Here is a 13,516-nt window from a genome sequence, read left to right on the forward strand (position 1 = left end):
CGCCGATTTCTTGGCGCGGGCAGGCTTTTTCTTCGCCGGCGCGGCCGGCACAGACGCCTCACTGTCTGTCGCTTTCGATTCGGCCACCTCGCCGCCTGCGGGCTGCTGATTCATATCCACGTTCTCGACCGACATTCAAATTCCCCTTATTAAACCATCGTGATGCAATAATACTAGAATATATTCTGCGCACCTTCCAACACAAGCATCGAAAAATCTTTTTTTTCGTCTCGATCCGGCGCAGGGTAAGCACCTTGACCCTCAACCCGTACAATCCGCTGCCATGACCGATTCAAAAACCCAGACTGAAGAGATGGCATTGAAACAAGACCATAGTATGGATATCCGCGTCGGCCTACCTCGCAGGCTGCTTTCAATCGTGTACGACTCGTTATTGATGTTTGCTCTGCTTATCGTGGCGAATGCGTTGTTGATCCCGTTTCAACACGGCAAACCCATCGCTCCCGGCAACCATCTTTACCAGCTCTATCTTCTATACGTCATTTATCTCTTCTTCGCCTGGTTCTGGATACATGGCGGACAAACGCTGGGCATGAAGGCATGGGGCATTCGCCTCGTATCGACGGATGGGAAACCTATCGGATGGAAACGCGCCACGGTGCGTTTCGCCGCGGCGTCGTTTTCCTGGATATTGCTCGGGAGTGGTTTTCTGTGGTCCTTGTTCGATCCCGACAAACGCGCATTACACGACATACTGAGTCACACGCGGCTTGTGCGAGTAAGATTCGCGTCAGCGAAGACGTCTGAGCGCAAACAGACTGATGAAAAGGAAAAGCCCGAGCGGCAACATGGCGCTTAACAACGGCGCCAAGCCGAAAACAAGCCCAACCTGGTTACTCAGACGATTGAGAAAATAGAAACCCACACCCACCACGATACCGATGAACAGGCGCTGACCCGCCCCGCCCGAGCGTTGCGAACCAAACACGAAGGGGATGGCCAGCATGAGCATGACCAATGCCGAAAGCGGCGTTGTGAAACGCTGCCAGAACGACAATTCATAGCGAGCGGCATCCAGGTGATTGTGTTTCAGGTAACCGACATATCGGGCAAGCGCCGGCAATGTCATTTCAGCGGGACGAGCATCCAGAAGGTCGAAAAGGCGCGGCGAAATCAGCGCCGGAATCCGCAGCTGAGAGAGCCTGTCGACAACGATCCGCTGCATATCCTCGAATTCGCTGCGTTGCACTTCTTGCAGCAGCCAGGCACCGTCCTTGTAGCTTGCGCTGGCCGCGTGCAAGGCCAGACGCATCTGGCCCACCGGTGAAATCGTGTAGATGCTGACACCTTCCAGGCGACGTCCCGGTAACGCATGGTCGATATGGATATAACGGTCGCCATCGCGCGCCCAGATATTGCTGCCTTCACGCACGACCTGCTGCCCGCTCTCTGCTGAAACCTTCAGGTCCTGCCCAGTGCGGGCGGCATCGGGAGCGACCCACTCTCCGAAAGGCAAGGCCACGACAATCATGAGCAATCCAGCCATCAGCGCGGAGCGAACAACGCCGGCAACCGAGACGCCCAATGCTCGAATGGCGATCAATTCGCTATGTGCCGCGAGGTTGCCGAGGCTTAATAAACTGCCGATGAGGACTGCGGTCGGGAACAGGGTGTACATGCGTTGCGGCTCGGTGTAGAGCGTGAACAACATGGCCTGAGCAAGGCCATAATGGCCACGTCCGACACTGTCGATTTCGGCAAGAAAAGCGAATACCCAATCAAGCAACGTGAGCAGCAGCAGGGCGACCAGACTGCCCCCGATCACCGTGCGCATGAGATAGGCGTTGATCCGCTTCAAGACAGCCGCCTCGATGCAAAAGGCAGCCGCCAGCCTGCCTGGCGCCACCAGAGCAGAGCCGCCAACAAGAGCATCAGCAAATGAGGCCACCACATGCCGATCGAGATCGGCACGATGCCCTTTTCCATCCAGGATTTCGCGATCAGGATCAAATTGGCATAAACAACATAGAGCAGCATTCCGAACACGAGCTGGCCGTACCGCCCCTGACGTGGGCGCACGTGACTCATCGGCACCGCCAGCAGAATCAGAATCAAGGCCGACAACGGAATCGCGAGCCGCCATTCCAACTCGGCCAGGTCGGCGGCACCGCCCTGACGCCACAACGAAAGCGTGGACATGGAGATGCGGCGAGGCGCGCCATTTTCGCTTACCGCCGCCAACGGCATGGCCGCCTGATAGCGTTCGAAGCGCAAGATACGGTAATCGGCCACGCCGGCCTTGCCGTCGTAGCGCGTGCCCTGCTCCAGCTTCAGCACGCGCAGCCCCTTCCCTCGATCGATTTCGAGCATGCCGGTACGCGCGCTGAGCACGATCGGACTGCCCTCGTCCACTGCGTGCACGAAAATATCCTGCAGACGCTTTCCGCGATCGCCGAGACTCGCCACGAAGGCCACGATCCTGCCGCCGTCGAGCGCCATGAAACGCCCGGACTCGACCGCAGCGAAATCCATTCTCTGCTGCCCTTCGCGCTGTATGACGACGCTTTTCTGCGATGCCCAAGGATAGGCGACCAGCATCAGATACAAAGACATCAAGGCCATCGGCAGACCCAGCAGCATCAAGCCGCCATACAATCTTCGCGGACTCACCCCGGCTGCCTGCATCGCCGTCATCTCGCTATCGCGATACAAGCGTCCCAGCGTCAGCATGATTGCGAGAAAGAGCGCGACCGGCAGCAAAAGCATCATGGCCTTGAGGCTTTCGACGGCCACCAGCGAGGCCAGCAGTTCGACAGGCAGAGCACCGCTGGCCGACAGACCAAGCAAACGCACGAAGGTGCTGCCGACAATCACCAGTCCAAGCACGAAACCTACTGCGAGCAGGGACAAGAGGACTTCGATGGCCAGGTATCGTGCGAGAATGCGCATGCGGACACGGGAGGATTTTTAGACCGCGCAAGTTTGCCATAGAATAGCCCGGGTACCGTAACGGCATTCGAATGCCGCCCCGCCAATGGACACGGAGCCCGCCCATGGAATTCTCCCCCGCCACACTCGCCGTACAGGAAACCAAGACTCCCTGCCTCGTACTGGGCATTTTCAAGGGCAGCAGCCGCCCCAGCGGGCTGATCAAACAGATTGACGACGCCACCGGCGGCTGGCTGCAAAAGCAGCTCAAGCGCGGTGATTTCGGCGGCGCCAAGGGGCAGACTCAGTATCTGTACGACCCGCCCGGGCTGCTGGCCGAGCGCCTGCTGCTGGTCGGCTGCGGGGACAGCGCCGAATTTGGCGAGCGCGCCTATCTCGAAGCCTGCCAAACGGCGGCCAAGACGCTCAACGAGGGAGGCGCCAAACAAGCCGTGTCCTGCCTGCCCGCACTCAAGGTCGGCCGCCGCGATCTGGCCTGGAAGATACAGCAAGCCGCCTACAATACGGGGATTGCGCTATACACCTTCGACGAATTCAAAAGCAAGGCGGAAAAAACCAAGGCGCCGCTGCGTCGACTGGATCTGTGGATCGGCGCAGACGAGGATACCGCCCTGGCGGCAGCATCGATACGCGTCGGCGAGGCGCTGATTGCAGGCGTCACCCTGGCCCGAGACCTGGCGAACCGGCCAGGCAATGTCTGCACACCGACCCATCTCGCCAAGCAGGCCAAGGCGCTGAAAAAGCAACATGCCCGCATGAGTCTAGAGGTGCTGGAAGAGGCCGACATGGAAAAACTCGGCATGGGTGCGTTTCTTTCGGTATCCCGCGGCAGCGAGGAACCCGGCAAACTGATCGTGCTGCACTATCAGGGCGGTGAAAAAAATGCGCGCCCCCTGGTGCTTGTCGGAAAAGGCATCACCTTCGACACCGGCGGTATCTCTCTCAAGCCGGGCGCACAGATGGATGAAATGAAGTACGACATGGGCGGCGCCGCCAGCGTGCTGGGCACGCTGGACGCCTGCGCACGGCTGGAGCTGCCACTGAACGTCGTCGGCATCATCGCGGCCGCGGAAAACATGCCCGACGGACGCGCCAGCAAACCTGGCGACATTGTCAAAACCCTGTCCGGGCAAACGGTCGAAATCCTCAACACCGACGCAGAAGGCCGACTCGTCCTCTGCGACGCACTGAGTTATGCCGAACGCTTCGATCCGGACTCGGTCGTGGACATGGCCACCCTGACTGGGGCCTGCATCATCGCCCTCGGCCATCAGGTGAGCGCGGTACTGGGCAATCACCCGCCTCTGATCCAGGAGCTCATCCAGGCTGGACAGACGAGCTTCGACCGTGCCTGGGAGCTGCCCCTGCTCGATGAATACCAGGAACAGCTCAAGAGCAATTTCGCAGACATGGCCAACATCGGCGGACGGGCCGCCGGCACCATCACCGCCGCCAGTTTCCTCTCACGCTTCGCCAAGGCCTATCACTGGGCGCACCTGGACATCGCCGGCACTGCCTGGATCAGCGGCGACAAGAAGGGCGCCACGGGGCGCCCCGTGGGCCTGTTACTGCAGTGGCTGCTCGACCGCGCGGCCGGCGGCCGCTGATCATGGGGCCGCGATGACACGCGTGGATTTCTATCTCCTGCCCACTCACGAAGCCTCCGCCCGCCTGAGATTCGTCTGCAAGCTGGCGGGCAAGGCCGTCGCCAGCGGCAAGCGCCTGCATATCCTCGCGGCCAGCGCCGATGAGTGTCATGCGCTCGACCTAATGCTGTGGACACAAGAGGACACGAGCTTTCTGCCGCATGCATTGACGCATGCGGCGGATGCCGATTACCCGATCACGCTGGGGCACACGTCCGAATCGCTGGCGGATGGTGTCGCGCTGGTCAATCTTTCCGACGCCATGCCGGCACGCTTCACACAGTTCGAACAAGTGGCGGAAATCGTCGACGAGGACCCGGCACGCAAGGCGCGCGCGCGCGCGCATTATCGTCTATACCGGGAGCAAGGCTGCGAGTTGCAGCACCACCCACTGGGACAAGCCACGTGAGGCGACCCGATCCACGCGACATACCCACGCTGGACGATCTCGTCTTCCCCGGCGAAGCCCTCGAGGGCGGCGTTCCGGGCGCCACCGGTGCGGACAGTCCATCCGCGGGAACCGTCAGGGAACGTCTCGAACCGCATTTCCAGCATGGCACCCGCGACGCGGCCCCGCATGACCGCGGCCTCGAACCCTGGGTCCCGCAACGCGGGGAACTCGATCCGGCATCTTTCGACCTTGGCTCGCCGGACGGGCAAGAAGCCGTTCCGGCAACCCGATTGACGCCCACGCCCGAAAGCGACGATCGGCCCCCGGCATCGCCCCTCGATTCCGACGCACCGCTGTTCACGGACCCGCTCACGCCGGCGCTTCTGGAAGACCCCGACATCCCAACCGACGTCACCGGACCCTCTGCCCCGCGACTGGCGCCGATCGTACGACTGGAATCCCTGGCCGCGCTGGCCCGACAGGAACCCACGTTCGGCCCGCGCCCCGCTCCCCCGCACAGGCCCGCGCAGGACGGCGAGGCCCACAACATGGACTGGCCGGATCACGAGGATCCGTGGGCATTGCCTGCACGGCCGTCATCCCAGACGGAAGCCCCGCCGCCGCCGCGAGATGCTCCTGAGGCGTACGTTACGCCTGCGGCGGATGGCGAAGAGTCATCTCCCGCCCACGAACTCGCGCCGACGGATGCCGCGCTCACGGCACTCAGATCGATCGGCATCGCCAGCGATTCCAAAGACGACATTCACCGGCAGGACACGGACACGCCCGAAGCCCGTATCGAAGCCGCGATCGAACGCGCGCTCGCAGCCGAGATACCCACGCTGACACAACGCGTCGTCGAAGCCGTACTCGAGGAATTGCGTCGGCCACGGCACTGATCGGCCCCGCCACGCTCGGCAGCCCGCGCCAGCGCCGTTATAATCCCCCGCTTCGCAACGCCCACCGGACACCGCCTCATGGATAAGAGTTACGACCCGCACGCGATCGAACAACGCTGGTATGCGCACTGGGAGGCGCAGGGTTATTTCGCCCCCCAGGGTGAGGGTCGGCCCTATTGCATCATGATCCCGCCGCCGAACGTCACCGGCACCCTGCACATGGGGCATGCCTTCCAGGACACGCTGATGGATGCGCTGATCCGCTACCACCGGATGCGCGGTGACGACACCTTATGGCAGGCCGGCAGCGATCATGCGGGCATAGCCACGCAGATGGTTGTCGAACGTCAGCTCAACGCCGAGGGCAAAACCCGCCACGATCTAGGCCGCGAGGCCTTCATCGACCGCGTATGGCAGTGGAAGGGCGAATCAGGCGGCAACATCACCCGTCAGCTGCGCCGCATGGGCGCTTCTCTCGACTGGAGCCGCGAGCGCTTCACCATGGACGAAGGTCTGTCGAAGGCCGTTCAGGAGGTGTTCGTCCGACTCTATGACGAAGGCCTGATCTATCGCGGCAAGCGTCTGGTCAACTGGGATCCCGCCCTGCATACCGCGATTTCCGATCTCGAGGTGGTTTCGGAAGAGGAGCAAGGCTATCTCTGGCACTTCCGTTATCCGCTCGCCGAAGGCGACGGCCATCTGGTGGTGGCCACCACCCGTCCGGAAACCATGCTCGGCGACACGGCGGTCGCCGTCCATCCTGCCGACGCGCGCTATCAGGGCATGATCGGCCGCAGCATCCGGCTACCGCTCACCGACCGCCTGATCCCGATCATCGCGGATGAATACGTCGATCCCGAATTCGGCACCGGCTGCGTCAAGATCACCCCGGCCCACGATTTCAACGACTATGCGGTCGGCCAGCGCCACGACCTTCCGCTGATCAACATCTTCACGCCCGATGCCCGCATCAACGGCGAAGCGCCGGAAGCCTTCCAGGGGCTCGACCGCTTCGACGCGCGCAAGCGGGTGGTCGCCGCCATGAAAGCGCTGGGCTTGCTGGAAAAAGTCGACGACCACAAACTGATGGTGCCGCGCGGCGACCGCTCCGGCGAAGTGATCGAGCCGTACCTGACCGACCAATGGTACGTCAAGGCCGCACCGCTTGCGGCGCCGGCGATCCAGGCCGTGGAGGACGGGCGCATCCGCTTCATCCCGGAAAACTGGAGCAAGACCTATTTCGAATGGATGCGCAACATCGAGGACTGGTGCATCTCGCGCCAGCTCTGGTGGGGCCACCGCATCCCCGCCTGGTACGACGATGACGGTAATATCTACGTGGCGCGCTCGGAGGCCGAGGCGCGCAGCAGGCATGGTCTTGCCGACGACGTCGCACTGCGTCAGGACGGCGACGTGCTCGACACCTGGTTCTCTTCCGCACTGTGGCCCTTTTCCACCCTCGGCTGGCCGGACAAGACCCCCGAGCTCGAACGCTACTACCCCACCAGCGTGCTGGTCACCGGCTTCGATATCATCTTTTTCTGGGTCGCGCGCATGGTGATGATGGGCCTGAAGTTCATGGGTGACGTGCCCTTTCACGAGGTCTACGTACACGGCCTGGTACGCGATGCCGAGGGCCGCAAGATGTCCAAGTCCAAAGGCAACGTGCTCGACCCTCTGGATCTGATCGACGGCATCAGCCTCGACGCGTTGCTCGACAAGCGCACCCGCGGACTGATGCAGCCGCGCATGGCCGAACGCATCGACGCCGCCACGCGCAAGGAGTTTCCGGACGGCATCCCGGCCTTCGGCACCGATGCGCTGCGCTTTACCTTCGCCGCGCTCGCGACCACCGGCCGCGATATCCGTTTCGACCTCGGGCGCATCGAGGGCAATCGCAATTTCTGCAACAAGCTCTGGAATGCGGCGCGCTACGTGCTGATGAATACCGAAGACCGCGATACCGGCCTGGGCGACGGTCCCGTCGAGCTGTCGCTCGCCGACCGCTGGGTGACCTCGCGCCTGCAGCGCCTCGAACAGGAAGCCGCGGAGCACATTGGCGCCTACCGCTTCGACCTGCTGGCGCGGGCACTCTACGACTTTACCTGGCATACCTACTGCGACTGGTATCTCGAACTCGCCAAGACCGTGCTCACGGACGAACAGGCGAGCGAGGCACTTCAACGCGGCACCCGCCGCACCCTGGTGCGCGCGCTCGAAGCCGTACTGTGTCTGCTCCACCCCATCATGCCCTATATCACCGAGGAGATATGGCAACAGATCGCGCCGTTGGCCGGCGAACGGGGCGCAACCATCCTGCTTCGCCCTTATCCGGCAGGCGATGCCGCCCAGATCGACGAAGCGGCGGAAAACGAAATGGCCTGGGTGCAGCAGTTCATCCTCGCCATTCGTCGCATCCGCGCGGAAATGGACATCGCGCCAGGCAAGCAGGTGCCGCTGATGGTCCAGGGATACGACGCCGGAGAACGCGAGCGTTATGCGGCGCATCGCGGCTTCATCGACGCGCTCGCGCGACTCTCCGAGGTACGCTGGCTGGGCAATGATGAAACCGCCCCGGAGGCGGCCACGGCCCTGCTCGGCGAAACTCGACTGCTGATCCCACTTGCCGGCCTGATCGACAAGGAAGCCGAACTGAGCCGTCTCGACAAGGAAATCGCCAAGCTCGAAAACGGTCTGTCACAGGCTCGCGGCAAGCTTGCCAACGAGAATTTCGTGGCGCGCGCGCCGGTGTCGGTGGTTGAACAGGAACGCGGTCGCGTACGCGACATGGAAACGGCCATCGCCCAGTTGCGCGAACAGGCCGCGCGCATCCAGGCACTGTGATCATCGACGCACGGCCGGAGGTGGAACGATGAGCAAGCTGCCGGATCAGCATGAACAGATCATCCAGACCCATGCCGCCCTCATCGTCAACGTGGTGCGCGCCGCACAAAACCCGGCGTTGCGACCGCCGCTGGAGGACGTCCTACGGGTCAGCGTCGAGAACGGCTGGGGCGATCTGGTCAGGGTGATCCGCAAGATCCTTGATGGTTCGCGCGATCTCGGCCTGCTTGCCGGTCTCGATGAGGAGGACGGCGTCATTGCGGAAGCCATACTGCGTGGCCTGCAAAATCCCACCACGTTGCCCGATCCCAACGTCAAGCCCGACCCTATACTGGCCGCGCCGGGACTTGCCGCCATGATTCATGCCTGCAGGCGCGGCGACGTGCAAGCCCTTCAGCTGCTCTCCGGCATGGCCGAACAGATGACGCGCGTCGGCGGCGACATGGGGCGCATGGGCGGCATCATCCGTCGCCTGGTCGACGGCGAACGCGATCCGGAGATGCTTTCCAAGGGCATGACCGCCCAGGGCGAATCGCTGTTGTTGGCCGTACTCGACGAGCTTGGCAAGCTCGACGCCCATTGACCCAGCGGAAAATCCGGTCTGCGACGAACTGCCGCTCAGCCGTAACGCGCCAACGTCAGCCCTTCGCTGTCGATGTCCGGCTCACGCCCGGACATGATATCCGCGAGCAGGCGCGCCGAACCGCAGCTCAGGGTCCAACCCAGCGTGCCGTGACCGTTGTTCAGGAACAGATTGCCGTAGCCCGTCGGCCCGACGACCGGCGGACCGTCCGGCGTCATCGGGCGCAGGCCGCACCAATATTCCGCCCGTGAAAGATCCGCCGCATCGGGGAACCAGTCGCGCGCGACACGCTCGATCACGCCGTAACGCGCCTCGGACAGCGACAGATCGTAGCCCGCCAGCTCGGCGATGCCGGCCACGCGCAGCCGATCGCCCAAACGGGTAATGGCGACCTTGCGCGCTTCGTCGATCATGGTCGAGACGGGGGCAGCCTCGGACGTCACGATGGGCGCGGTCAGCGAGTAACCCTTGACCGGGAACACCGGCAGCCGAATACCGAGCGGCGCGAGCAGGCTCGGCGCATAGCTGCCGGCAGCGATGACATAGGCATCCGCGGATAGCGGCCCATGATCCGTGTCCACGCGCTCGATACTGTCGCCGGAGGCGTGTGCCGCCTGCACGCCAACACCGTAGCGGAACTCGACGCCGGCGGCACGGCAATGGCCGGCCAGCGCCTCCGTGAACTTGCGGCAGTCGCCGATCTCGTCGCCGGGAAACGATAGCGCGCCGGCCAGCCGATCGCGCACGCGTGCCAGTCCCGGCTCGACGGTCAGGCACTCGTCGGGCGTCAGCAGGCGTGCAGGGATGCCGGAGTCTTCCAGCAGCGCCAGTTCCCTGTCGAGTCCCTCAAGTTGCGCGGGATATCGGAACAGTTCCAAGGTGCCGCCCGTTCCCTCGTCGTAGCGCAGGCCGAGGGCCTCGCGCAGCTCGACCAGGGCGCCATGACTGTAACGGCCCAGGCGCAGCAGGCGGGATTTATTGAGTGCGTAGCGGTCTGCGGAGCAATTGCGCAACATCTCGGCGACGAAACGCCATTGAGCGGGGTCGCGCCGCCAGCGCATCACCAGAGGTGCATCGGCATCGAACAGCCAGCGCAGGGCCTTGAGCGGCACACCGGGCGCGGCCCATGGCGTCGCATAGCCCCATGACACCATGCCGCCGTTGGCAAAGCTGGTTTCGAGCGCAGGCTCCGCCTGACGCTCCACCACGGTCACCTCATATCCGGCGCGCTGCAGATACCATGCGCTGGTCACGCCGATCACACCGGCGCCCACGATCAGGACTTTCATGCCGCCTCCCTCACGTCATCGAACGACCGCCCGGCGCGGGCATGCGCCGGACGTCAGGGACGGCCTCCACTGCCCGCCCCCCGGAAGGCGCCGGATTCTACCCGAAACGGCCGGTGATGTAGTCCTCGGTTTCCTTGCTGCCCGGATTGGTGAAAATGGTGTTGGTGTCGTTGAATTCCACCAGCTTGCCGAGATACATGAAGGCGGTGTAGTCGGAAACACGCGCCGCCTGCTGCATGTTGTGGGTCACGATGGCGATGGTGTAATCGTTCTTGAGTTCGTAGATCAACTCCTCGATCTTAAGCGTCGAGATCGGGTCCAGGGCCGAGGCGGGCTCGTCGAGCAACAGCACCTCCGGCTTGACCGCGATCGCGCGCGCGATGCAAAGACGCTGCTGCTGACCGCCGGAGAGCTGGGTGCCGTTCTGCTTGAGCTTGTCCTTGACCTCGTCCCAGATCGCCGCCTTGTTGAGCGCCCATTCCACGCGGTCATCCATTTCGGCGCGCGCCAGCCGCTCGTAAAGCTTCACGCCGAAAGCGATGTTGTCGTAGATGGACATCGGAAACGGGGTCGGCTTCTGAAACACCATGCCGACCTTCGCGCGCAGCAGGTTCAGATCCTCGCCGGGACCCAGGATATTGCGTCCGTCGAGCAGGATCTCGCCTTCCGCCCGCTGATCGGGGTAAAGATTGTAGATACGGTTGAAGCTGCGCAGCAGGGTCGATTTGCCGCAACCGGAAGGCCCGATGAAGGCCGTGACCTGACGTTCCGGAATCTGCAGGCTGATATCGTGCAGCGCATGATATTTACCGTAAAAGAAATTGAGATCGTTCACCACCAGTTTGGGGTTCGACACCTCATGCAGGCCTATGTGCCGCGCGTCTTCGCGCGGCCGGGCGGCGCCACCGGTGTCGCTCGCATCGATGGCATGCTGCTGTTTGACGGACGTCTGTTTCATGGGGTCACTCCGTTTTTCAATCAGTATTACGCGGGCGCAGCACGACGCGCGCCGCGATATTCATGACAAGCACCGAGAGCGTGATCAGCAACGCGCCGGCCCAGGCCAAGTGCTGCCAGCGCTCATAGGGACTCATCGCGAAGTTGAATATCACCAGCGGCAACGCGGGCATCGGCTTGTTCATGTCCAGGTTCCAGAACTGATTGCCGAGCGACGTGAACAGCAACGGCGCGGTTTCGCCCACGATTTGAGCCGTCGCGAGTACGATACCGGTTACCAGTCCGCTCATGGCCGAGCGGTAGACGATCCACACGGTCACCCGCCAGCGCGGCGCACCCAGCGCCACGGCGGCCTCGCGCATGGTATCCGGCACCAGACCCAGCATGTTGTCGGTGGTACGCACCACTACGGGGATGACGATCAGGGCGAGCGCCATGGCGCCGGCCCAACCGCTGAACTGCCCCATGTGCACGACCACCGCCTCGTAAACGAATACGCCGAGGACGATGGAGGGTGCGCTCAGCAACACATCGTTGATGAACCGCACCACCGGCGTGACCCAGGAGCGTCGCCCGAACTCGCACAGATAGGTACCTGCTAGCATGCCGATCGGCGCACCGAAGAGCACGCCGAAGACGGTCAGCAGCAAGGTGCCCGTGATCGCATTGGCCAAGCCACCACCCGTACTGCCGGGCCCCGGAGTATTCTCGGTGAACACCCGCCAGTCGAGATGGACCGCGCCTTCAGCAATCAGCGTCCACATCAGCCAACCCATGAAAAACAGGCCAAACAGGGTCGCGGCCACCGACATGCCCTGATTGAAATAATTGACGAAACGACGGCGTGTGTATCGATTCATGGCGGATTCTCAGGCCTTGCGTCCGCCCTGCGTGCGCTCCAGCCGCATCAGCAGCAGACGCGCGAAGGACAAAACGATGACGGTGATCACGAAGAGCAGAAAACCAAGAGCAATCAGCGACGAGGTATACAGCTTGCCGTCGGCCTCGGTGAATTCGTTGGCCAGGGTGGACGAAATGGTGTTGCCCGGCATGAACAGCGACAGATGCAGGTCGTGCGCATTGCCGATCACGAAGGTAACGGCCATGGTCTCGCCCAGCGCGCGACCCAGACCCAGCATGATGCCGCCGATGACGCCGACCTTGGTGTAGGGCAGCACCACTCGCCAGATCACCTCCCAGCGAGTCGAGCCCATCGCATAGGCCGATTCCTTCAAGGTGCGAGGCACGATCTCGAATACGTCGCGCATGATCGCCGCGATGAAGGGGATCACCATGATGGCCAGAATGAAGCCGGCGCTGAACACGCTGATGCCGATCGGCGGCCCCTGAAACATCGGGCCGATCAACGGCAGCACGCCCAGGGTGTCGGTCATCAGGGGCTGGATATGGTCGGTGAAATACGGCGCGAAAACGAACAGGCCCCACATGCCGTAGATGATCGAGGGGATCGCGGCCAGCAGCTCGATCGCGGTGCCCACCGGACGCTTCAACCAGTCCGGCGCCATTTCGGTGATGAACAGGGCGATGCCGAAGCTGATGGGGATGCCGAACAACATGGCGATCAGCGAAGTCACGAGGGTCCCCACCATCGGCGATAGCGCCCCGAATTTCAGCGTGACCGGATTCCACTCGCTGCTGACCAGGAAATGCCAGCCGAAGTGCTCGAAGGCCGGCCAGGCAGACCAGGCCAGCGTCAGCAGGATGGCCGCCAGAACGCCGAGCACGAACAACGCGAAGAATAGCGTCGTCCATTGGAACAGGCGGTCGCCCCATCTCTGGGGATGCGCGTTGGCCACGACGCCCGCCGGTCTCTCATTCTGCACGCTATCGGCCCCTGCGGAGGTTATCGGATACATGATCGGACTCGGAGGGTGAAATTTACAGGCTTAGCAGGCCCGAGACAAAACAAAAGCAGGGAATCGGTTCTGCGAACCGATTCCCTGCCCCCGACCGCGCCGGGCAAGCCCGGCGCGGTC

12 protein-coding genes are annotated in these 13,516 nt (G+C 62.8%); 6 read left to right on the forward strand and 6 right to left on the reverse strand.

Going from position 1 to position 13,516, the window contains the following annotated elements:
* Positions 1-283 precede the first annotated feature (283 nt).
* The gene (locus tag THPRO_RS03915) at positions 284-820 is read left to right on the forward strand and encodes an RDD family protein (protein WP_038092152.1); all 537 of its coding nucleotides are present in this window, start codon (positions 284-286) and stop codon (positions 818-820) included.
* Here the strand turns inward: THPRO_RS03915 and lptG are convergent.
* Positions 752-1,819 carry an LPS export ABC transporter permease LptG gene (lptG, locus tag THPRO_RS03920; RefSeq protein ID WP_052064565.1) on the reverse strand — a complete coding sequence of 356 codons (1,068 nt, stop codon included), beginning with the start codon at positions 1,817-1,819 and terminating at the stop codon, positions 752-754. The two genes, THPRO_RS03915 and lptG, sit on opposite strands and share 69 nt — an antisense overlap.
* Entirely contained in the window at positions 1,816-2,910 is a 1,095-nt protein-coding gene (gene lptF, locus THPRO_RS03925) for an LPS export ABC transporter permease LptF (RefSeq protein ID WP_052064566.1), read from the reverse strand. Before lptF ends, lptG begins: the two co-directional genes overlap by 4 nt.
* A 104-nt stretch (positions 2,911-3,014) precedes the next feature.
* Here lptF and THPRO_RS03930 point away from each other — a divergent pair, with 104 nt between their 5' ends.
* From THPRO_RS03930 to THPRO_RS03950, 5 genes are all read left to right on the forward strand, one after another.
* On the forward strand, positions 3,015-4,517 hold the full coding sequence (locus THPRO_RS03930) for a leucyl aminopeptidase (RefSeq protein WP_065089256.1): 1,503 nt from the start codon (positions 3,015-3,017) through the stop codon (positions 4,515-4,517).
* Positions 4,518-4,530: 13 nt separating this feature from the next.
* On the forward strand, positions 4,531-4,965 hold the full coding sequence (locus THPRO_RS03935; RefSeq protein ID WP_038092154.1) for a DNA polymerase III subunit chi: 435 nt from the start codon (positions 4,531-4,533) through the stop codon (positions 4,963-4,965).
* Positions 4,962-5,846 carry a hypothetical protein gene (locus THPRO_RS03940; protein ID WP_065089257.1) on the forward strand — a complete coding sequence of 295 codons (885 nt, stop codon included), beginning with the start codon at positions 4,962-4,964 and terminating at the stop codon, positions 5,844-5,846. The genes THPRO_RS03935 and THPRO_RS03940 overlap by 4 nt, the downstream gene beginning before the upstream one ends.
* A 78-nt stretch (positions 5,847-5,924) precedes the next feature.
* On the forward strand, positions 5,925-8,690 hold the full coding sequence (locus tag THPRO_RS03945; protein ID WP_065089258.1) for a valine--tRNA ligase: 2,766 nt from the start codon (positions 5,925-5,927) through the stop codon (positions 8,688-8,690).
* Between the two features lie 28 nt (positions 8,691-8,718).
* Positions 8,719-9,273 carry a hypothetical protein gene (locus tag THPRO_RS03950; protein ID WP_065089259.1) on the forward strand — a complete coding sequence of 185 codons (555 nt, stop codon included), beginning with the start codon at positions 8,719-8,721 and terminating at the stop codon, positions 9,271-9,273.
* Positions 9,274-9,308: 35 nt separating this feature from the next.
* Here THPRO_RS03950 and THPRO_RS03955 read toward each other — a convergent pair whose 3' ends face one another.
* From THPRO_RS03955 to pstC, 4 genes are all read right to left on the reverse strand, one after another.
* Positions 9,309-10,562, reverse strand: a complete 1,254-nt coding sequence (locus THPRO_RS03955; RefSeq protein WP_038092158.1) for a D-amino acid dehydrogenase — start codon at positions 10,560-10,562, stop codon at positions 9,309-9,311.
* 97 nt (positions 10,563-10,659) lie between these two features.
* The gene (gene pstB / locus THPRO_RS03960) at positions 10,660-11,520 is read right to left on the reverse strand and encodes a phosphate ABC transporter ATP-binding protein PstB (RefSeq protein ID WP_082954423.1); all 861 of its coding nucleotides are present in this window, start codon (positions 11,518-11,520) and stop codon (positions 10,660-10,662) included.
* Between the two features lie 16 nt (positions 11,521-11,536).
* Positions 11,537-12,379 (reverse strand): phosphate ABC transporter permease PstA, encoded by an 843-nt coding sequence (gene pstA / locus THPRO_RS03965; protein ID WP_038092161.1) that lies wholly within the window; start codon positions 12,377-12,379, stop codon positions 11,537-11,539.
* A 9-nt stretch (positions 12,380-12,388) separates the two neighbouring features.
* Positions 12,389-13,363, reverse strand: a complete 975-nt coding sequence (pstC, locus tag THPRO_RS03970; protein ID WP_236717249.1) for a phosphate ABC transporter permease subunit PstC — start codon at positions 13,361-13,363, stop codon at positions 12,389-12,391.
* Positions 13,364-13,516 lie beyond the last annotated feature (153 nt).

Source organism: Acidihalobacter prosperus (genome assembly GCF_000754095.2).
Lineage (GTDB): Bacteria > Pseudomonadota > Gammaproteobacteria > DSM-5130 > Acidihalobacteraceae > Acidihalobacter > Acidihalobacter prosperus.